This window comes from Mycobacterium sp. Soil_C_30, assembly GCF_057656995.1.
In genome coordinates this window covers 77,444-97,529 of sequence record NZ_JBDGJH010000012.1, presented here as the reverse complement: position 1 = coordinate 97,529, position 20,086 = coordinate 77,444, and the positions used below count along the sequence as shown (strand labels likewise).

At 66.1% G+C, this 20,086-nt stretch carries 23 protein-coding genes and 1 pseudogene; 15 read left to right on the top strand and 9 right to left on the bottom strand.

Features of this window, described 5'->3' with window-relative positions; all coding sequences use genetic code 11:
- The first annotated feature begins 70 nt into the window (after positions 1-70).
- The 3 genes from AC3A6P_RS21740 to AC3A6P_RS21730 all read left to right on the top strand — a co-directional run bounded on the left by AC3A6P_RS21740 (position 71) and on the right by AC3A6P_RS21730 (position 2,514).
- Positions 71-670, top strand: coding sequence for a TetR/AcrR family transcriptional regulator (locus tag AC3A6P_RS21740; RefSeq protein ID WP_487693834.1), 600 nt, complete (start codon positions 71-73; stop codon positions 668-670).
- Between the two features lie 108 nt (positions 671-778).
- Positions 779-1,606: an alpha/beta hydrolase gene (locus AC3A6P_RS21735; RefSeq protein WP_487693833.1), complete on the top strand. Its 828-nt coding sequence runs from the start codon at positions 779-781 to the stop codon at positions 1,604-1,606.
- Entirely contained in the window at positions 1,603-2,514 is a 912-nt protein-coding gene (locus AC3A6P_RS21730; protein WP_487693831.1) for an NmrA family NAD(P)-binding protein, read from the top strand. The genes AC3A6P_RS21735 and AC3A6P_RS21730 overlap by 4 nt, the downstream gene beginning before the upstream one ends.
- Here AC3A6P_RS21730 and AC3A6P_RS21725 read toward each other — a convergent pair.
- Positions 2,511-3,500 (bottom strand): DEDDh family exonuclease, encoded by a 990-nt coding sequence (locus AC3A6P_RS21725; RefSeq protein WP_487693830.1) that lies wholly within the window; start codon positions 3,498-3,500, stop codon positions 2,511-2,513. The genes AC3A6P_RS21730 and AC3A6P_RS21725 overlap by 4 nt on opposite strands.
- Positions 3,501-3,590: 90 nt before the next feature.
- On the opposite strand from AC3A6P_RS21725, the gene AC3A6P_RS21720 reads away from it, so the two are divergent.
- Positions 3,591-4,811 (top strand): MurT ligase domain-containing protein, encoded by a 1,221-nt coding sequence (locus AC3A6P_RS21720; RefSeq protein WP_487693828.1) that lies wholly within the window; start codon positions 3,591-3,593, stop codon positions 4,809-4,811.
- Positions 4,808-5,515, top strand: a complete 708-nt coding sequence (locus tag AC3A6P_RS21715; protein WP_487693827.1) for a type 1 glutamine amidotransferase — start codon at positions 4,808-4,810, stop codon at positions 5,513-5,515. Before AC3A6P_RS21720 ends, AC3A6P_RS21715 begins: the two co-directional genes overlap by 4 nt.
- Before the next feature lie 59 nt (positions 5,516-5,574).
- Here the strand turns inward: AC3A6P_RS21715 and AC3A6P_RS21710 are convergent, their stop codons facing one another.
- From AC3A6P_RS21710 to AC3A6P_RS21690, 5 genes are all read right to left on the bottom strand, one after another.
- On the bottom strand, positions 5,575-6,423 hold the full coding sequence (locus AC3A6P_RS21710) for a type IV toxin-antitoxin system AbiEi family antitoxin (RefSeq protein WP_487693825.1): 849 nt from the start codon (positions 6,421-6,423) through the stop codon (positions 5,575-5,577).
- 117 nt (positions 6,424-6,540) lie between these two features.
- Entirely contained in the window at positions 6,541-7,215 is a 675-nt protein-coding gene (locus AC3A6P_RS21705; protein WP_487693824.1) for a GntR family transcriptional regulator, read from the bottom strand.
- A gap of 14 nt (positions 7,216-7,229) precedes the next feature.
- Positions 7,230-7,727: a flavin reductase family protein gene (locus AC3A6P_RS21700; protein ID WP_487693823.1), complete on the bottom strand. Its 498-nt coding sequence runs from the start codon at positions 7,725-7,727 to the stop codon at positions 7,230-7,232.
- Positions 7,724-8,152 carry an ester cyclase gene (locus AC3A6P_RS21695; protein WP_487693822.1) on the bottom strand — a complete coding sequence of 143 codons (429 nt, stop codon included), beginning with the start codon at positions 8,150-8,152 and terminating at the stop codon, positions 7,724-7,726. The genes AC3A6P_RS21700 and AC3A6P_RS21695 overlap by 4 nt, the downstream gene beginning before the upstream one ends.
- Positions 8,145-9,794 carry a BCCT family transporter gene (locus AC3A6P_RS21690; protein ID WP_487693821.1) on the bottom strand — a complete coding sequence of 550 codons (1,650 nt, stop codon included), beginning with the start codon at positions 9,792-9,794 and terminating at the stop codon, positions 8,145-8,147. The genes AC3A6P_RS21695 and AC3A6P_RS21690 overlap by 8 nt, the downstream gene beginning before the upstream one ends.
- Positions 9,795-10,061: 267 nt before the next feature.
- Here AC3A6P_RS21690 and AC3A6P_RS21685 point away from each other — a divergent pair, with 267 nt between their 5' ends.
- Genes AC3A6P_RS21685 through AC3A6P_RS21655 form a run of 7 tightly spaced genes read left to right on the top strand, consistent with a single transcriptional unit; the run spans position 10,062 to position 15,053 of the window.
- Positions 10,062-10,673 (top strand): amino acid synthesis family protein, encoded by a 612-nt coding sequence (locus AC3A6P_RS21685; protein ID WP_487693820.1) that lies wholly within the window; start codon positions 10,062-10,064, stop codon positions 10,671-10,673.
- Positions 10,670-11,221 carry an amino acid synthesis family protein gene (locus AC3A6P_RS21680; protein ID WP_487693819.1) on the top strand — a complete coding sequence of 184 codons (552 nt, stop codon included), beginning with the start codon at positions 10,670-10,672 and terminating at the stop codon, positions 11,219-11,221. Before AC3A6P_RS21685 ends, AC3A6P_RS21680 begins: the two co-directional genes overlap by 4 nt.
- A 13-nt stretch (positions 11,222-11,234) precedes the next feature.
- Positions 11,235-11,966, top strand: a complete 732-nt coding sequence (locus AC3A6P_RS21675) for an alpha/beta fold hydrolase (RefSeq protein WP_487693818.1) — start codon at positions 11,235-11,237, stop codon at positions 11,964-11,966.
- A complete protein-coding gene (locus AC3A6P_RS21670) occupies positions 11,959-13,446 on the top strand; it encodes an aldehyde dehydrogenase (RefSeq protein ID WP_487693817.1) in 1,488 nt (495 codons plus the stop codon). Before AC3A6P_RS21675 ends, AC3A6P_RS21670 begins: the two co-directional genes overlap by 8 nt.
- A gap of 1 nt (position 13,447) precedes the next feature.
- Positions 13,448-13,699: a tautomerase family protein gene (locus AC3A6P_RS21665; protein ID WP_487693816.1), complete on the top strand. Its 252-nt coding sequence runs from the start codon at positions 13,448-13,450 to the stop codon at positions 13,697-13,699.
- The gene (locus tag AC3A6P_RS21660) at positions 13,696-14,748 is read left to right on the top strand and encodes an LLM class flavin-dependent oxidoreductase (protein ID WP_487693815.1); all 1,053 of its coding nucleotides are present in this window, start codon (positions 13,696-13,698) and stop codon (positions 14,746-14,748) included. Before AC3A6P_RS21665 ends, AC3A6P_RS21660 begins: the two co-directional genes overlap by 4 nt.
- Positions 14,745-15,053: a hypothetical protein gene (locus AC3A6P_RS21655; RefSeq protein ID WP_487693814.1), complete on the top strand. Its 309-nt coding sequence runs from the start codon at positions 14,745-14,747 to the stop codon at positions 15,051-15,053. The genes AC3A6P_RS21660 and AC3A6P_RS21655 overlap by 4 nt, the downstream gene beginning before the upstream one ends.
- Positions 15,054-15,058: 5 nt before the next feature.
- Here the strand turns inward: AC3A6P_RS21655 and recR are convergent, their stop codons facing one another.
- Positions 15,059-15,670, bottom strand: coding sequence for a recombination mediator RecR (recR, locus tag AC3A6P_RS21650; protein WP_487693813.1), 612 nt, complete (start codon positions 15,668-15,670; stop codon positions 15,059-15,061).
- A 45-nt stretch (positions 15,671-15,715) separates the two neighbouring features.
- Positions 15,716-16,015, bottom strand: a pseudogene (locus tag AC3A6P_RS21645) (YbaB/EbfC family nucleoid-associated protein); the annotation flags it as partial.
- 104 nt (positions 16,016-16,119) lie between these two features.
- Here AC3A6P_RS21645 and AC3A6P_RS21640 point away from each other — a divergent pair.
- Complete coding sequence (locus AC3A6P_RS21640) at positions 16,120-16,863, top strand: Rv3717 family N-acetylmuramoyl-L-alanine amidase (protein WP_487693967.1); 744 nt, start codon at positions 16,120-16,122, stop codon at positions 16,861-16,863.
- Here AC3A6P_RS21640 and AC3A6P_RS21635 read toward each other — a convergent pair.
- Positions 16,860-17,297 carry an SRPBCC family protein gene (locus AC3A6P_RS21635; protein WP_487693812.1) on the bottom strand — a complete coding sequence of 146 codons (438 nt, stop codon included), beginning with the start codon at positions 17,295-17,297 and terminating at the stop codon, positions 16,860-16,862. The two genes, AC3A6P_RS21640 and AC3A6P_RS21635, sit on opposite strands and share 4 nt — an antisense overlap.
- A gap of 88 nt (positions 17,298-17,385) precedes the next feature.
- Between AC3A6P_RS21635 and AC3A6P_RS21630 the strand changes: the two genes are divergently transcribed.
- Both AC3A6P_RS21630 and AC3A6P_RS21625 read left to right on the top strand, forming a co-directional pair.
- Entirely contained in the window at positions 17,386-18,765 is a 1,380-nt protein-coding gene (locus tag AC3A6P_RS21630; protein WP_487693810.1) for an FAD-binding oxidoreductase, read from the top strand.
- Complete coding sequence (locus AC3A6P_RS21625) at positions 18,762-20,075, top strand: class I SAM-dependent methyltransferase (protein ID WP_487693809.1); 1,314 nt, start codon at positions 18,762-18,764, stop codon at positions 20,073-20,075. Before AC3A6P_RS21630 ends, AC3A6P_RS21625 begins: the two co-directional genes overlap by 4 nt.
- Positions 20,076-20,086: the final 11 nt, after the last annotated feature.

Genomic DNA, 20,086 nt, shown 5'->3' with positions numbered 1-20,086 from the left:
TACACCGGCCGCTGCGACCGATGGTAGACCAACGACCATGAGATGTAAACCGATCGGTATACTGCTTGCCATGGCAGCGTCAAAGCCCCTCAAGGGAGCATCAGCACCAACGAAACCTGATGCACGCGAACGTATTCTGACAGCGGCAACCGAGCTCTTCTACCAACACGGCATCAATGCCACCGGCGTCGAGCGTCTCGCAGAAGTCGCATCCGTATCCAAACGCACCCTGTACAAACACTTCCCGACCAAATCCGCGGTTGTGGAGGGTTACCTTCGTGAGCTCGCCGACGACCTCGACCCGCGCTCAACACCCGAAGCGAATCCCCGCGACCGGCTCCTTGCCATCTTCGACATGGAGGCGGCGGGACGCGTCCGCGGCTGCCCCTTTCACAACGCGGCCGTCGAGGCTGCCGACGAAATGCCCGGCGTGCAGACACTGGTGACGGACTTCAAGCGCAGGTCAATAGTCGCACTGGAGGAAATGGCCTCCGCGGCAGGGGCGCGGCAACCGGATCGACTCGCTCGTCAACTTGCAGTGCTGTTCGAAGGCGCCATGGCGCTGGCCACTTCCTTGAACGATCCGCAGCCGATCCAGGACGCCCGCGAAGCCGCCAGCGAACTCATCGCCGTCGCCATCCCGCCGCGCCGCCACACCCGGACAAAGTGATTGGCATCACATTCCTGCGCCGGCCGGAATGAACGAGGAGTCCCACCCCCTTTCGCGTATTGGTGACCTTTGTTGCCGAAAACGGTTGCAACAGAATGGATTACGCGAATGCACAACCATCCCGTCCTCTTCATCCACGGCTTGTGGGTACACGCATCGTCGTGGAACCCCTGGGCCGCGCTCTTCCGGCGCGAGGGCTATCAGCCCGTCGTCGCCGGATGGCCCGGCGACGGCCCCACCGCCGAGGCCACCCGCCGCCACGGCCATGACGTCGGCGGACAAGGCATCGACGACGTCGTAGCCCACTACAGGGGCCTGGTGGACACAATGCCCGTGCGGCCGTTGGTGATCGGCCACTCCTTCGGCGGCCTGATCGCACAGCGCCTGCTCGACGAGGGGCGCGCGTCGGCTGCCGTCGCGATCAGCCCCGCACCGATCCGGGGCGTGACCAAGCTCCCGCTCTCCCAGATCCGCTCGACGCTCCCGGTGCTGCGAAACCCCAAGAACCGCGACCGCGAGGTGACCCTCACCGAGCGGCAGTTCCGCTATGCCATCGCCAACGCCATCCCCCGCGACGAAGCCGGTGACTTATACCGTCGCTACGCGATTCCCGCTCCGGGCAAGCCACTGTTCGAGCTTGTTGCCGCAAAGAAGGATCCGCTTTCACCGACAACGGTTGACGTGCGCAACGACGGTCGTGGCCCCTTGCTCATCATCGGCGGCGGCCGCGACCACATCGTCGCGGAGTCGGTGAGCCGCGAGGCCGCAGAACTGCAGTCGGCCTGCCGCGCCGTGACCGACTACCACGTGTTCGCCGACCGCGGGCATTCGCTGGTGATGGACTCGCGATGGCGCGAGGTCGCCGACTTCGTCCTCGGCTGGGTGGTCACGCACCCGGCGACCGAACCGGGCCGGGCGCAGGAGGTGCGGTCATGAGCCGCTATCTGGTCACCGGCGCGACCGGGAAAACGGGTGCCAACGTGGTGAAACTGCTGCGCGAGCAGGGCGCCCAGGTTCGCGCGCTGGTCCACCGTGTGGACGACCGATCCGCGAAGCTCGCCGGGCTCGGCGCCGAAGTCGTCGCCGGTGACCTTCGCGACCTCGATGAGGTGAGTACCGCCCTGAACGGCGTCACCGCGGCGTACTTCTGCTATCCCATCGACCCAGGTGGGTTGCTGGAGGCCACGGCAGTATTCGCACAGAGCGCCGCCGAGCAGGGCGTCCGGGCGGTGGTCAACATGTCTCAGATCAGCGCGCGACGCCAGGCACGCAGTCACGCGGCCCGCGATCACTGGCTCGGCGAACAACTGCTCGACCGCTTCGACTTCGCGACCACACATCTGCGACCCACCTTCTTCGCCGAATGGCTCACGTGGCAGTGGTCACGAGATGCCGAGGGTGGTGTACTTCGACTGCCGTTCGCCGACGGCAGACACGCTCCCATCGCCGCGGCTGACCAGGCACGGGTCATCGTAGCGATCCTGCGCGACCCCGCAGCCCATGATCGGGCGGTCTACCCGCTCTACGGCCCCGTCGAGTTCGACCACTACGAGATCGCGCGGGAAATGACTGCAGCACTGGGGGTTCGGGTGCGGTACGAACCCGTCGAAATCGCCGAGTTCGCGCAGGCCCTGCGCGCCCAGGGGCATGGCGACTTCCTCATTCAACACCTGACCAACGTGGCGCAGGACTACCGTGACGGCATTTTCGCCGGCACCAACGACGTCGTCGAATCCCTCACCGGCGCACCCGCGACCACGGTGCAAGCGTTCACGGCGGCCAACCGGGCGGCTTTTGACGATCCCGGGCAGGAGTCGTTCTGGCGCACGGTGCGCCCACTCTAGAACAGCGCGAACTGCTCGCCGTCGACGGTGGTATCGGTGAACTGATCGACACCGGTACCACCGACGACGCCGTTCACGCAGTCCATGAACTCGGTATCGGTGACGACGGGGACACCCAACTCCCGCGCCAGGAAGCCCTTGCCCTGTTCGGGGCTGTCGTCGTTGCAGATCACCAGCGAGGTCTCCGGGTCGACGGTGTCGCAATACGCCAGACCGGCGTGCAGGATCCGCTCCACCAGTTCTTCGTGCGTGCGGCGCACCTCCGCCGACAGCGCCACCCGCATGCCCTGCACCAGCGGCCGGCCGCTGATGTAGCGGCCCGGGTTGAGGTACGGGCAGGGCATCCGCGCGGCCAGCATCTTCAGTGGCCGCAGCTCGTCATGGGTGACGCGGCCGTTGGGCCAGGTCCTGCGGGTGACGGGACGCACCGGCAGCCAGATACCGCGCTCATGGGCGCGCTGCAGGGCCGGCTGCAACACCTGCGCCAGCACCGACGCGTCGTCGAATGCGTCGTGCGGCCGTAGTTGCGCGACACCCCAGTGCCGGGCGAGCGTCTCCAGGCGGAAGTTCTCCAGCTCGAGCCCGAGCCGCCGCGTGAGCTCGACAGTGCACATGACGGTTTCGGTGGGCAGTTCGGCGCCGATGAGTTCGGCTTCGGCGACCAGGAACGAGTAGTCAAAGGCGACGTTGTGCGCCACGAGGGTGCGGCCCTTCAGCAGTTGCACGACGTCGGCGGCGATGTCACCGAAGGTGGGCTGATCCTCGAGCATCTCGGCGGTGAGGCCGTGGACGTGCGTGGGCCCGGGATCAACACCGGGGTTGAGCAGGCTGACGACCGACTCCTCCACCCGCCCGTCCGCGTCGAGGGCCAGCGCAGCCAGGCTGATCACGCGGGCTTGGCCCGGGCTGAATCCCGATGTCTCGAGATCCACCACCACCCAGCCCTCTGCGGAGTCAGCCGCCGGTCGGCCCCATTCATGCCTCACGCAGCCAGGATGGCACGCGCCTCCGACAAACCGGGTTCTTCGTCGCGCTGTGGAAAACCGTGTCGACCGGGCGCCACTAAACTTCTCCCGGTGATCTCACCGCGAGGACGTGCCGCCCTGGCAGCAGGTGCCGGCGCGCGTTGGGCATCCCGGGTGACGGGCCGCGGCGCGGGCGCGATGATCGGTGGTCTGGTGGCCATGACGCTGGACAAGTCGATCCTGGGTCAGCTCGGCCGCGGTCGCCGTTCCGTTGTCGTGACCGGCACGAACGGCAAGTCGACCACCACCAGGATGACGGCGGCCGCATTGGCGACCGTCGGTCCCGTGGCCACCAACGCCGAAGGCGCCAACATGGACGCCGGACTCGTCGCCGCCCTGGCGTCGGCACGGACGGCAGACCTCGCCGCGCTCGAGGTCGATGAGATGCATGTGCCGCATGTGGCGGATGCGATCGAGCCGTCGGTCATCGTGCTGCTCAACCTGTCCCGCGATCAACTGGATCGGGTTGGTGAGATCAACCACATCGAGCGCACGCTCCGGTCCGGTCTCGCGCGCCACCCCGCTGCGGTTGTGGTCGCCAACTGTGACGACGTGCTGATGACCTCGGCCGCCTACGACAGCCCCGACGTCGTGTGGGTGGCCGCCGGCGGCGGTTGGGCCAACGACTCCGTCAGTTGCCCCCGCAGCGGCGAGATCATCGTCCGCGACGGCTCCCACTGGTACTCGACGGGCACCGATTTCAAGCGGCCCAGCCCGCAGTGGTGGTTCGACGACGAGTCCTTGTACGGGCCCGACGGGCTGGTGCTGCCCATGACGTTGGCGTTGCCCGGGACGGTGAACCGGGGTAACGCCGCCCAGGCCGTTGCGGCTGCGGTGGCCCTGGGAGCATCGCCGGCCGAGGCGGTGGCCGCGGTGTCGCTGGTCGACGAGGTGGCCGGCCGGTACCGCACGGTGCGCCTGGGTGCGCACACCGTCCGGGTGCTGCTGGCCAAGAACCCCGCCGGCTGGCAGGAGGCGCTGTCCATGATCGACAAGCAGGCGGCCGGCGTCGTCATCTCGGTCAACGGACAGGTGCCCGACGGCGAGGACCTGTCGTGGCTGTGGGACGTGCGCTTCGAACATTTCGAGGGGACGTCGGTGGTGGCCGCCGGCGAGCGCGGCACCGATCTGGCGGTCCGGCTCGGCTACGCCGGCGTCGAGCACTCCTTGGTTCACGACACCGTCGCGGCCATCGCGTCATGCCCGCCCGGGCACGTCGAGGTCGTCGCCAACTACACCGCGTTCCTGGCGCTGAATCGGGTGCTCTCGTGACCGTCCGGATCGGGCTCGTGCTGCCCGACGTCATGGGCACCTACGGCGACGGCGGCAATGCGGTGGTGCTGCGGCAGCGACTGCTGTTGCGGGGCATCGACGCCGAGATCGTCGAGATCACGTTGGCCGATCCCGTGCCCTCCGAACTCGACCTGTACACCCTCGGCGGTGCCGAGGATTACGCGCAGCGGTTGGCCACCAAACACCTGCTGCGCTACCCCGGCCTGCAGCAGGCCGCTTCTCGGGGCGCGCCGGTGCTGGCGATCTGCGCGGCCATTCAGGTGCTCGGGCACTGGTATGAGACCTCGGCCGGTGAACGCGTCGAAGGTGTGGGCCTGCTCGATGTCACGACCTCACCGCAGGAGTCGCGCACCATCGGTGAGGTGGCGTCGACTCCGCTGCTCCAGGGACTGTCCGCACCTTTGACCGGATTCGAAAACCACCGTGGCGGAACCGTTTTGGGACCGGATGCCCGACCCTTGGCGGCGGTGACCAAGGGAGCGGGCAACCGCGCGGGTGACGGGTACGACGGTGCGGTTCAGGGCAGTGTCATTGCCACCTACCTGCACGGGCCGTGTCTGGCCCGCAATCCCGAACTGGCTGATCACCTGCTGGCGCAGGTGGTCGGCGAGCTCCCGCCGCTGGAGCTGTCCGAGGTGGACCGGCTTCGGCGCGAACGCCTGGCGGCGCCCCGCCGGGCCTAGGCAGACGGTGCTCCAGACGTAAACGGTTGCGACGTATAGCGGCGTGTCGTCGCAAATGATCAAGTGTCGCGGTAGCCGCGACGATGGAGCGCGGCACGTACGCGGGCCAGAATGTCTGCCCTCGTGTCCTCGGCGATGACGCGGACGACAATCCAGCCCGCTCGCTGCAGTCGCCGCAGCCTTCTCTGGTCATGCACATATCGTTTGCGGTCCCACCGATGTTGATCGCCGTCGTACTCAGCAGCCACCTTGTACTGCTCCCAACCCATGTCGAGGATTCCGATCAGGCAGCCGTCTGCGCCCACAGGGATCTGCGTTCGAGGACGAGGCAGGCCGTCGTCGATGAGCAGCAACCGCAACCAGCTCTCTTTCAACGACGCCGCGCCTGGGTCGACGAGGGGCAACAGCTCACGCAGTTGGCGCAACCCCCGAGTGCCGGGATGCAACGCGCTGAGCGCCTCGACCCTCGCCGGTTTGAACGCCGTCGCCCGCTTCAGCGCATCCAGCCGACCCAACGCGTCTGATCTCTCGAGGTGACGCCCCAGATCGAATGCCGTGCGCTCGATTGTCGTCGCCATCACCCCACACGATCTGCCGCGTTCGGTGTCAGTCAGTAGTTCGTTGCGTGTGATGATGCCGGCCGGCGGATTGGTGTTGCGAGAGATGAGCTCGATCGGTATGTCGTCGTCAACCAAGTCGGAGCCATGCAGCGCGGCCGCCGCCAGCCCGGCCACCACGCCTTTGCTCCGCGACCATTTCCAGGCGCCGATCGTCCGTGCCCGTAACGACGGCACGGTGTGATTCGGCATGTGCACGCCGGGAAACATCGGGACGAAACCGGTTCGCAGTTGGTAAGGGGTGAGCTCGCCACGGCGGACCGCCTCGCCGCCCAGGAAGACATCTTTCATGCGCGCAATGTGGCATTGGGGACCGACACCTTGTCGAAACGTAAACGTCTGCGACGGATACCGGCGTGTCGTCGCAAATGGTTACGTGTCGCGTGGGAACAGGGCCCGGCCAGGAGGTCAGCGCGCGGATTTCTCCAGACCGGCCAACAACGCGCGCCGGCTGGCCCGGACATGCTCACGCATCACCCACTCGGCACTGTCACCGTCCTTGGCGATGATCAGGTCCAGCACATGGTGGTGTTCGCGGTCGGACTGCAGCGGCCGGCCCGGCTGACTGAGCGACGTGTTGACCAGACGCGCATACGCCAGCTGGTTCATCAGGGTGCGATAGTGTGCCTCGAGTTTGCTGTTGTCGGCGCCCTGGATCAGCAGGTTGTGGAACTCCTCGACCAGTTCGGCGTAGCGTTCGCGATCGTCGCGGGCCACGGCGTCGTCGGCCTGCCGGAGGTTCTCCTCCAACTGGTCGATCTCCGGCACCCGGCCCCGCTGTGCCAACAGCCGGGCGGCGGCGCCCTCGAGCAGTTCTTTCATCTCGAACAGTTCGGTGATCTCACGCCGCGACGGCGCCGTGACGAAGGTGCCGACCCGAGGCCGGATCTCGATCAAGCCTTCTGTCTGCAGCTGTTTGAAAGTCTCGCGGACCGGGGTTCGGGACACCCCGAACTCCTCGGCGATCGCCAGCTCGGAGATGTTGACCCCGGGTGAGATCTCACCGGCGATGATCCGCCGACGGATCTCGGCGATCAACCGCCCTTGAATCGAGCCGTTGCTCGAACCGTTCGTGCCCGCCACCTGCATTCCTCGTGTCAGTGCAGCGCTGCCAGCGCGCCGCCATCGAAGAACTTACCGGCGCTGTACACCATGGGATGGTGTTCGCTGACCTCGGCGTGAACGACCCGGCAGATGAATACGGTGTGGGTACTGGCCTGCAGACGCTCGCGGATCTCCACCTCCATGACGGCAGCGCTACGCGCGATCAGCGGGCTCCCGAACGGGCCGGGCCGCCAATCCAAGTCGGCGAACTTGTCTGTCGACTTGGTGGCGAACGTCGTCACCACATCGAGCTGCTCGGTGGACAGGATGTTGATCGCCAGATGTTCCGCGGTGAACAGGCACTCATGCGTGGACGAGGTGTGCTGCACCGCCACCATCACCGTCGGCGGGGCCAGCGAGATGCTCGCGAACGCATTCACCGCCAAGCCGCGGGGGGTGTCCCCGTCCATAGCGGTGACCACGGTGACACCCGTGACGAACTGCCGGTTGACCTGCTTTATCACGTCCAGGTCGGGTGCTGTGGTGCTCACCGGTCCATCCCGACTGCCAGGATGCCCAACGCCGACAACAGGGTTCGCGGATCCCAGGTGACGTGCTCCTCCACGATGCGTTCGCCGTCGAAGCGCGCGAACGTCGCTCCACTGACCGCGACCGGACGCTTGGTCGCAGGCACCCCCAGGAACGAGTGCTGATGATTTCCGTTGCTGTGCCAGCGGATCGCGGCCTTGTCCCCCTCGACCACCAGCTCGTCGATGACGGTGGTCAGGTCGGGGAACGCCGACCGGGTGGCGATGATCGACGCTTTGAACTCGGTGAGGCCCTGTGGGTCGCCGCTGGCACCGATGCGCCGGTACTCCGGGCTTAGGATGGCGTCGAGGGCGTCGACTTCGCCCTTGTCCCAGGCCGCTTCCCACGCGGCGCGAATCTGACTGCGCCGAATATTGTTGTCAGACATGCGTTTCCACTTTCTTGGCGAGTTCGGCTACGGCCTTGGCTGTCATGGCGCGACGGTCTGCGATGAGGTCCATCCAGAACGAGACGGTCAATCCCGCGATGATCACGAGGAAGGGCAGTGAGGCGACGATGACGGTGTTCTGCAGTGCGGTCAGGCCACCGGCCAGCATCAGCACGATCGCGGTGAGCCCGGTGAGAACGCCCCACAGGATCAGAACGGTGCGCTTGGGGGTGAGGCATCCGTTGCAGGTCATCATGCCGAGTACAAACGTGTTGGCGTCAGCGCCGGAGACGAAGAACATGACGACCAGCAGGATGGCGATCACCGAGGTTACCGTCGCGAACGGGAAGTTCTCCAGGGTTGCGAAGAAGGCGCTGTTGATGTCGGCGGCGGTGCGCTCGGCGATGTTGCCGCCCTCGAACATGTCGACGTGGATGGCAGTGCCGCCGAAGACGGTGAACCAGGTGAAGAACACGACGCTGGGGACGACGAGAACACCGACGATGAATCCGCGGATGGTGCGTCCCCGGGAGATCCTGGCCAGGAAGACGCCGACGAAGGCACCCCAGGCCACCCACCAGGCGAGCATGAAGTAGGTCCACCACTGCATCCATTCGAGGCCGCCGAAAGCGGTGCCTTGCAGCGACATCCGGAAGAAGTCAGAAGCCCAGGTGCCCAGCGACTCGATGTAGAGATTGGCGATGAACACGGCGGGTCCGACGACGAGCATGAACACGAACAGCGCGATCGCCAGGACTGCGCTGCCCTGGCTGAGGAACTTGATGCCCTTGCTGACACCGGTGACCGCTGACATGGTGAAGATGGCGGTCACGGCGGCGATGATGAGCACCTGGGTGACGTTGTTGACCGGAACCCCGAACAGCGAACCCAGCCCGTTGTTGACCTGCAGCGCGCCCAACCCCAGCGAGGTAGTGGTGCCGAACAGTGTTGCGAACACTGCCATCACGTCGATCACCTTGCCGATGGGGCCGTCCACTTTGTCACCGAGCAACGGACGAAACAACTGACTCACCAGGATCCGCCGGCCTTTTCGGTACGTGGAATAGGCGATGGCGAGACCGAACACGGCGAAGATCGCCCACGCGTGCAGACCCCAGTCGAAGTAGGAGTATTGCAGCGCGCGGACCGCGGCCTCGGGTGTGCCGGGCTGAGCCAGCCCGTGCGGAGGGTCTGCCAGATGTGAAATCGGTTCGGCCACGCCATAGGAGACCAAGCCGATGCCCATCACCGCACTCAGGATCATCGCCAACCACGAGATGGTCCCGAACTCGGGGCGGTCGCTGTCCTTGCCGAGCCTGATGTCGCCGTAGGGGCTGAAGGCCAAGAAGATCAGGAACACCAGGATTGCCAGGGTCACCACCAGGTACAGCCAGCCGAAGCTGCCGGTCACCCAGTTCAGTGACGTCGTGGTGACGGCGTTGAGGTTGTCGGTGAACAGCACCGCCCAGGCCACGAAGATCGCCGAGACGCCCACCGAGGTCCAGAAGACGGTGCCTAGCCTGCCGATCACCGACGACTCCGACGACGGCGGCGCCGGCTCCTCAGCCGACGAGGTCGGTTGGGCTGCGTCAGGTGCAGCGGTCTTGGTCGCGACGGTGCGGGCGCTCAGGCGATTGGCCATGGGTTACTCCTCAGGCGTTGGTATGCCAGGCGACATCACTGGCATACAACAGAATGTAATAGCCATCACAAGCCAGTGTCAACAGTAGCGGGGCGCGCTGACACATCAAGGGCAGCTCACGCGGCGGCGGTATGGTCCTCACCTGCGCCAGGAACGCCTTTGAACTGCTCTTTAGCCCCATGCCTAGGTGAGTCGGCCCGTCTCTGGCGTCATCTCCACGCCACCTCACCCTTGACCCTCTTGCGTGCATGCACTACCGTCTGTTGCATGCAAGAAAGCACGGAGATCGGTTTGCGAAAGCTGGTTGTTCACCGCGAGGCCGTCCTCACGGAGGCCGGGGTAGCACCGCTGCGGCCGGCGCTTCAGGCCAGCGTGGCGGCGGTCATCCGCAACCCGTGGATGGGCACCGGCCCCACACATGACCTGTCGCCCGAGGTCGCCCACATCGCGCCGGTGCTGGCGAAGATTGTCAGCGAACGCTTGCTCGACACCCTGGGTGGTGTTGATGCCGTCGAGGCTTTCGGCAAGGCGGCCATCGTGGGCAGCAGCGGCGAGATCGAGCACGGCGGGGCGCTGATCCACACTCCGTACTTCGGCAATCTGCTGCGTGAGTTCCTCGACGGCACGTCGATCATCTGCTTCGCAGACGCGCGCGCTGAGGCGGGCGAGCCGTTGGTGGTGCCGCTGTGGCACAAGACGCAGGCAGCGACGCGCAGTCACTACCAAACCGTGTCCACCCGGGTGTCCGACGCGCCTCGGCACGACGAGATCGTCATCATCGCCGCGGCCTCGACCGGCTCCCGCCCCCATCCCCGCATCGGGGACCGCAGTACCGATCCCGCCGTCACCCTAGAGAAACTGGAGAGCGTTCTGTCATGAAGATCCGCAAGATCGTCAGCGTTGTCGAAGAGATCCGCACCGAAGGCGGCCGCGAGGTGTACCCGCCGGCGCGGGTCGCGATCGTCGCCGCCGTCATCGACAACCCCTGGGCGGGAGAAGGTTTCGTCGAAGACTTGGGACCGGGCATCGACAGCACCGCTTCCGACCTCGGAGCGCTGCTCGCGCCCCAGGTTCTCGACGCGCTCGACGCCACCGCCGAGGCCTACGGCAAAGCCGCCATCGTCGGGCTCAACGGAGAGATCGAGCACGGCTCCGGCCTGATCCACACCCTCAAGTTCGGCGACCACTTCCGCAAGGCCGCCAACGCCACCACGTTGCTGCCGGCGGTCGAGAAGCGTGGGCCCGCAGGCGTTCTGTTCGACATCCCGCTCAAGCACATCACCGACGCGACCATCCGCTCCCATCACCAGACCGTGGAAGTACGCATCCCCGACGCACCGCACCCCGACGAGATAATCGTCGCGCTCGCCGCGGCTGCACAGGGCCGCCCGCAACAGCGCCTGGCTGCGCTGTCCACCGAACAGTAAACGGGCACAGGTCATGTCAGCGCCGACACTGGTTCTCCTCCACGGGGTAGGTCTTGACCACAGCGTGTGGGAGCCGGTGATCGCTCGCCTACCCGGGCAGGTCCAGGTCATCAGCCCTGACCTGCCCGGGCACGGCACCAACCCGCAGGCACCCGTTGGCGTGACCCTCGCAGATCTGGCGGGCGCTGTCGCCGAACAGATTCCGGCGCATTCGCACCTCGTGGGATTCTCACTCGGCGCACTGGTCGCCCAGCATCTGGCGATCCACCGGCCCGAACTGGCAGCGTCGTTGACGTCGGTGAGTTCGGTGTGTGACCGCACCCCTGACGAGCGGGCCGCCGTGCTGGCCCGCCTCGAGAATGCGTCCACCGATTTCCAGGGCAGCGTTTCAGCGTCGCTGCGCCGCTGGTACGACGGCACCGATGTCGACGCCGAGCTGGTGGAGCACACCAGGAGGACGCTGCTGGCCAACGATCCGGCAAGCTTCGTCAACTGCTACAGGGTGTTCGCCACCGCCGACGCGGAGGTCGCGCCGTTCTTGCGCGGAATCACCGTGCCTGCGCTCGCGATAACCGGGGAGTGCGACCCGGGGTCCACGCCCGCCATGACGCATCGACTGGCCGCTGCCATCCCGGGATGCACGGCGGTCGTCGTACCCGGAACCCGTCACATGCTGCCCGTCGAGCGACCCGGCGTACTCGCCGACCACCTGTCCACATTCCTTGGAAGGTTCACCCATGTCTGATCTGAAACGGTTGCAGCACTTCATCGGTGGTGAACCGGTCGAACCCACCTCCGGTGAGTACTTCGAGAGCACCAACCCCGCCACCCGCGAGGTGCTGTACAAAGCCGCCCGGGGCAACGCCGACGACATCAACGCCGCGGTCACTGCCGCGCGCGAAGCCTTCGACGACCCGCGCTGGCGCGATCTCAGCCAGACCCGTCGCGGTCATCTACTGCGCCGCCTGGGTGACCTCATCGGTGAGAACGCCGAGGAGTTGGCTCGCTCCGAATCGCTGGACAACGGGAAACTGTTGCGCGAGATGCGCGGTCAGCTCGCGACGCTGCCGGAGTACTACTACTTCTACGCCGGCCTGGCCGACAAGATCAACGGCGATGTCATCCCGACCTCCGACCGCCAGGTGCTCAACTACACCTCCCGCGAGCCGCTCGGTGTTGTGGGCGCCATCACGCCGTGGAACTCGCCGCTGACTCTGACCACCAGCAAGCTGGCCCCCGCGTTGTGTGTCGGGAACACCGTGGTGATCAAACCGTCGGAGTACACCTCCGCGACCGTGCTGCGTCTGGCGGAGTTGGCGGTCGAGGCCGGTTTCCCGCCCGGGGCGGTCAACGTGGTCTCCGGTTTCGGCGCCGAGGCCGGTCAGCCGCTGGTCGATCATCCTGCCCTGGGCAAGATCTCGTTCACCGGCAGCACAGCGACCGGGTCGCGGATTGCCTCTGCCGCTGCGGGCCGGTTCATCGGTTCCACCCTGGAACTCGGTGGCAAGTCACCCAACATCGTCTTCGACGACGCCAACATCGCCAACGCTGCCACCGGTGTGGTGGCCGGAATCTTCGCCGCGGCAGGCCAGACCTGCATCGCCGGCAGCCGGGTATTCGCCCAGCGGGCCATCTACGACGAGCTGCTGGAGCGGGTCACCCAGCGCGCCAAGAGTATTCGGATGGGTAACCCCCTCGACGACGACACCGAGCTGGGCCCGCTGGCTTTCGCCGACCAGCGTGACAAGGTGGCCTCATACGTGGACATCGGGCGCTCTGAAGGCGCGCGGGTGCTCGCCGGCGGGCGCGCCACCGATGCCGGCCTCGGCGGGTACTTCTACGAGCCGACGGTGCTGGTGGATGTCGACAACCAGATGCGGGTGGTGCGCGAGGAGATCTTCGGTCCCGTCGCCGCCATCATGCCCTTCGACACCGAGGACGAGGTTCTCCGGCTGGCCAACGACACCGAGTACGGTCTCGCGGCCGGCGTGTGGACAACGAATCTTGCTCGCGCACATCGGGTTGCCAGCCGGCTCGAAGCCGGCACCATCTGGGTCAACACCTACCGCGCCATGTCACCGATGTCACCGCGTCAGGGCTTCAAGAGCAGCGGTGTCGGCATCGAGCACGGAGCCGAGACCATCAAAGAGTACACCCGGCTCAAGAGCATCTGGATCAACACCAACGAGGGTCCGGTTCCCGACCCGTTCGTGATGCGGAGCTGACATGCCTCTCGTCGAAGTGACCATCGGACAGGGCCGTTCCGCGGAACAGATCCGCGCGATGATGCACGAAGTGCACCATGCCGTCCTCCGCACGGTGAACACCGCACCCGAACACATCCGCGTCATCGTGCGCGAAATCCCCCGGGCCCACTGGGCCACCGGCGACGTCACCTTGACCGAGATGGACGCTCGACCGACACCGGACGCTCGACCGACACCGGATTCCCAAACCAGAACCAGGGAGCAGTCATGAGATTTTCGTTGTTCGTGCACATGGAACGGTGGGATGACCAGGTAAGCCACCGCGAATTGTTCGAGAACCTGGCCGAACTCACTCTGCTGGCGGAAGCCGGCGGCTTTGGAACGGTGTGGATCGGCGAGCACCACAGCATGGAATACACCATCTCGCCCAGTCCGATGCCGCTGCTGGCCTACCTGGCCGGCAAAACGACCACCATCCGACTCGGTGCGGGGACCATCATCGCGCCGTTCTGGCACCCGATTCGTGCGGCCGGCGAATGCGCGCTGCTCGACGTGATCAGCAACGGCCGCGCCGAGATCGGATTGGCCCGTGGTGCTTACCAATTCGAGTTCGACCGGATGGCGGCCGGGCTGCCGGCCACCGACGGGGGTAAACATCTGCGTGAGCTGGTTCCGGCGGTGCGCAAACTCTGGCAGGGCGATTACGCCCACGACGGGGAGATCTGGCAGTTCCCGACCTCGACGAGCGTCCCCAAACCGATTCAACAACCGACCCCACCGATGTGGGTGGCCGCGCGTGACCCCGACTCGCACGACTTCGCGGTGCGCGAGGGCTGCAATGTGATGGTCACGCCGCTGATGAAGGACGACGAAGAGGTTGTCGACCTCAAGCGCAAGTTCGACACCGCGGTGGAGAACCATCCCGAGGTCACGCGGCCCGAGATCATGGTGCTACGCCACACGCACGTGCACGCCGCCGAGGAACCCGACGGGTGGCGACCCGCGGCCGCGGCGATCTCGAAGTTCTACCGCACCTTCGATGCGTGGTTCGGCAACAAGAGCACTCCGGTCGACGGGTTCCTCGAGCCGAGCCCGGAGTCGAAGTTCGCGAGCCGGCCCGAGTTCGAGTTGGACTCGCTGCACCGCACCGCCATGATCGGCACCCCGGAACAGGTGGTCGAGCGGTTGCGGTTCTATCAGGAGCTGGGCATCGACGAGTTCAGCTTCTGGTGTGACAACAGCCTGCCGCACGAGGAGAAACGAAAGTCGCTCGAACTGTTCATCAAAGAAGTGGTTCCGGCATTCCAGGAGCTGTCATGACCAGGATCCAGGCCGCGGATCTCCGCGACGCCGCCCGCAAGGCCCGTGCGCTGCGTGCCCACGGCACCGCCGCGATCTATCTCGACGTCGAGGTGCTCATCGACACCGACGCCACCGCCGCATTCCGGGCACTGGACAGTCGACCGCCGTCGGAGTCGCTGCGCTATGTCGGGACGCCACGCGGGTTGGCCGGTTTGATCGCCGACGTGCAGCGCCTCGGCATCGCCGACGGTGTGGTGCTGGTGACCGCCGACGAGAAGCGAGTGGTGGACATGATGATGGCGGAGCTTTTCACCGCAGCCTGACCGGGTCAGGCCATCGCGCGGCGGCCGGCCAGGGCGCGGCCCAGGGTCAGCTCGTCGGCGAATTCCAGGTCACCACCCATCGGCAGGCCGGACGCGATCCGGGTGACGGTCAGCCCCGGGATGTCGCGGAGCATCCGCACCAGGTAGGTGGCCGTGGCCTCGCCCTCGGTGTTGGGGTCGGTGGCGATGATGACCTCGGTGATGTCGACCCCGTCGACGCGCTCACCGATGCGGTTCAGCAGTTCCCGGATCCGCAACTGCTCGGGCCCCACCCCCGACAACGGATCCAGCGCCCCGCCCAGTACGTGGTAGCGGCCGCGGAATTCGCGGGTGCGTTCGACGGCCTGGACGTCCTTGGGTTCTTCGACGACGCACACCATCGTGCCGTCCCGACGTGGGTCACCGCAGATCCGGCAGCGCTGCGCATCGGAGACGTTGCCGCACACCTCGCAGAAAGTGACGCCGTCGCGGATCCGGCCCAGCACCGCGGTCAACCGGTCGATATCCGGCGGTTCCACCGACAACAGGTGGAAAGCGATCCGCTGCGCGCTCTTGGGGCCGACGCCGGGCAGCTTGCCCAGCTCGTCGATCAGATCCTGGACGGGGCCCTCAAACATTCCGGGACAATCTCAGAATCCCGGCAGACCCAGGGCGTCGCCCATTCCGGCCAACCCGCCCAGCCGGCTCTTCGCCAAGGCGGCCACCTGGTTGGACGCGTCGGCGAACGCGCCGACGATCAGGTCCTGCAGAGTCTCGATGTCCTGCGGATCGACGACTTTGGGGTCGATCGCGATACCCGTGACTTCACCGCTGCCCTTGATGGTCACCTGGACCAAGCCACCGCCGGCCTGCCCGTGCACCTCGGTGTTGGCGAGTGCCTCCTGCGCTTCCATCACCTGCTGCTGCATCTGCTGCGCCTGAGCCAGCAGTGCTGACATATCGGGCGTGCCTCCGGGTTGCATGACAGTCCCCTTGCATCTTGATTTCGTGTTGGTCTCGACTGCGGCGTGATGGGCTTTTGCCCTTTCAAGCCTAGACGCCCGGCCGCTACGGTGACGCCGTGCCAGTGCCAGCCTGTCTGCGTGTCGGGGCCGCGATGGTCACCGGTGTGCTCGTCGCCGCGTCCGTGATCACTGCGTCCCCCGCTTCGGCCTTACCCGCAGGCGTCGCCGGCAAGATCGTCTTTCTCGATCCGGGGCACAACGGCGCCAACGACGCCTCGATCAGCAGGCAGGTGCCGACCGGACGAGGCGGCACCAAGGATTGCCAGGCCAGCGGCACTTCCACCGATGAGGGTTACCCCGAGCACTCGTTCACCTGGGAGACCACCCTGCGCGTCCGGCAGGCGCTGACCGCCCTCGGCGTGCGCACCGCGATGTCCCGCGGCAACGACAACGCGCTGGGGCCCTGCGTCGACGAACGCGCCGCCATGGCCAACCAGTTGCAGCCCGATGCCATCGTGTCGATCCACGCCGACGGCGGACCGGCCACCGGCCGGGGGTTCCACGTGCTGTATTCGTCGCCCCCGCTGAACAACGCGCAGGCCGGTCCCTCGATCCGGTTCGCGCAGTTGATGCGCGACCAGCTGCAGGCCTCAGGGCTCCCGCCGTCGAACTACATCGGCCAGGGCGGTCTGAACCCGCGCTCCGACATCGCCGGCCTCAACCTGGCGCAGTACCCGTCGATCCTGGTCGAGCTGGGCAACATGAAGAACCCCGCCGACAAAGCACTGATCACCACCCCGGAGGGCCGGCAGAAGTACGCCGACGCCGTGGTGCGCGGCGTCGTCGCGTTCCTGCAGACGGGCTAGCCCTTTACCTGCTTCTTGAGGTTCTCCAGCACCTCGGCCTGGATCTTCTTCAGGCCCAGCGGCGCGAACGTTTTCTCGAAGAAGCCCTTGACCCCGCCGGCGCCGGTCCACGACGTCTTGGTGGTGACGGTCGAGCCGGTGCCCGCGGGAGCCACCGTCCAGTTGGTGATGAGAGACGAGTTGGCGTCCTTCTCGATGACGGTGCGCCCGGCCACGTCGACGCTGGCCTTCACCACACGGGAGCGCGACTTGGTGGCCTGCAGTTTCCAGGTGACGACGGTGCCCGCGCCGTGCCCGCCTTCGAGCACCTTGTACTCGCTGTAGTGCTCGGAGAGAATCTTCGGCCGGACGTTCTCGTAGTCGGCGACGGCGGCCAGAACCGCCTCCGGCGTGGCGTTGATCAGGACCGTGCTGGCCGCGCTGACCTGTCCCATCAGGTAAAACTCCTCTGTCGCGAAATCGTGACGCTCGGTGCACAGCCGTGCGGTCGCATCGGCCGTAGTCCCGGACTAGCGTATATGCGTGTCTGTTCCCGTAGCCGACGCACGTTCCGCTCACGCTTCCGGCGTCGAGCGGTTACTGGCTAGCTACCGCGCCATCCCGTCCACCGCCACCGTCCGCCTCGCCAAACCAACGTCCAATCTGTTCCGGGCCCGCGCCAAGCGCGACGCTCCCGGTCTCGACACCTCGGGACTGACGGGGGTCATCTCGGTGGACGCCGAGGCCCGCACCGCCGACGTGGCCGGTATGTGCACCTACGAGGACCTGGTGGCGGCGACGCTGCCGTACGGGTTGTCACCGTTGGTGGTGCCGCAACTCAAGACGATCACCCTCGGCGGCGCCGTCACCGGGCTCGGGATCGAATCCACGTCGTTCCGCAACGGGTTGCCGCATGAGTCGGTGCTGGAGATGGACATCCTCACCGGCACCGGCGAGATCCTCACCGCGTCCCCCGAGCAGAATCCGGACCTCTTCCGGGCGTTCCCGAATTCGTATGGCACCCTTGGTTACTCGGTTCGGTTACGCATCGAGCTGGAGCAGGTCAAACCGTTCGTCGCGCTCAAACATCTGCGTTTCCACTCGTTGACGGACCTGATGTCGGAGATGGACCGCATCGTCGAGACCGGCGGCCACGACGGCACGCGGGTGGACTACCTCGACGGCGTGGTGTTCACCGCCGACGAGTCCTACCTGATCCTCGGGATCCAAACTGAAACACCGGGTCCTGTCAGCGATTACACAGGAAACGACATCTACTATCAGTCGATCCGTCACGAATCGGGGGAAAAGCACGACCGTTTGACCATTCACGACTACCTGTGGCGCTGGGACACCGACTGGTTCTGGTGCTCACGGGCTTTCGGCGCGCAGAACCCCCGGATCCGTCGGTTGTGGCCGCGCCGCTACCGCCGAAGCAGCTTCTACTGGAAGCTGATCGGGTACGACCAGCGATTCGACATCGCCGACAGGATAGAGAAGCGCAACGGCCGCCCACCGCGCGAAAGGGTGGTACAGGACATCGAAGTGCCCATCGAGCGCACCGCCGAGTTTCTCGAGTGGTTCCTTGCCGAAGTACCCATCGAACCGATCTGGCTGTGCCCCTTGCGGTTACGCGGCCCCGAGAGCTGGCCGCTCTACCCGATCCGTCCTGGTCACACCTATGTCAATGTCGGCTTCTGGTCCTCGGTGCCCGTCGGCCCCGAAATCGGGTACACCAACAAACTGATCGAACGGAAAGTCAGCGCGCTGGACGGGCATAAGTCGCTGTACTCGGACGCTTATTACTCAGAGGATGAGTTCGACGACTTGTACGGCGGCGAGGCCTACAAGACGGTGAAGAAGACCTACGATCCAGATTCACGGCTGCTCGATCTGTATGCGAAGGCGGTGCAACGACGATGACGCTGTTCAAAGACCCTGCCCCGGCCAAGCCGGCCAAGTTCACGTTGGCGGAGATCCTCGAGATTTTCACCGCCGGTGGCGAACTCCCCTTGAAGTTCACCGCCTATGACGGAAGCACGGCGGGCCCGGAGAACGCCGACCTGGGGCTTGATCTGCTCACCCCCCGGGGCACCACCTATCTGGCTACCGCACCCGGCGATCTGGGCCTGGCCCGCGCCTACATCGCCGGTGACCTCGATGCCCGCGGCGTGCACCCCGGTGATCCGTATCCGTTGCTCAAGGCACTCAGCGACAAGCTGAACTTCAAGCTCCCCCCGGCCCGCACGCTGGCCGCCATCGTCCGCTCCATCGGCCTCGAGCATCTCAAGCCCATCGCGCCGCCGCCGCAGGAGGCGCTGCCACGCTGGCGGCGCGTCGCAGAGGGGCTGCGGCACAGCAAGACTCGTGATGCCGAGGCCATTCACCACCACTACGACGTGTCGAACGCCTTCTATGAGTGGGTGCTCGGCCCGTCGATGACCTACACGTGCGCCTACTACCCCGACGCCGACGCCTCACTGGAAGCGGCGCAGGACAACAAGTACCGCCTGGTGTTCGAGAAGCTGCGGCTCAAGCCCGGCGATCGACTGCTGGACGTCGGCTGCGGCTGGGGCGGCATGGTGCGCTACGCGGCCCGGCACGGCGTCAAGGTCATCGGCGCCACCTTGTCCGCCGAGCAGGCGGCCTGGGCGCAGAAGGCCATTGCCGACGAGGGTCTGGCGGACCTGGCCGAGGTGCGTCACACCGATTACCGCGACGTGCGGGAATCCCAGTTCGACGCGGTGTCCTCGATCGGGCTCACCGAACACATCGGGGTGCACAACTACCCGTCGTACTTCCGGTTCCTGCAGTCGAAGCTGCGCCCCGGCGGGTTGCTGCTCAACCACTGCATCACCCGGCCCGACAACAGAACGGGGGCGGCTGCCGGCGGTTTCATAGACCGCTACGTGTTCCCGGACGGTGAGTTGACCGGCTCGGGCCGCATCATTTCCGACGCCCAGGACGTCGGGCTCGAAGTGGTGCACGAGGAGAACTTGCGCCACCACTATGCGATGACCCTGCGCGACTGGTGCCGCAACCTCGTCGAACACTGGGATGAGGCGGTTGCCGAGGTCGGGTTGCCGACAGCCAAGGTCTGGGGCCTGTACATGGCCGGATCTCGTTTGGGCTTCGAATCGAATGTGGTGCAGCTGCACCAGGTTCTGGCGGTCAAGCTCGACGGCAAGGGTAGCGACGGCGGCCTGCCGCTGCGGCAGTGGTGGACCGCCTAGGTCCTTCGTCG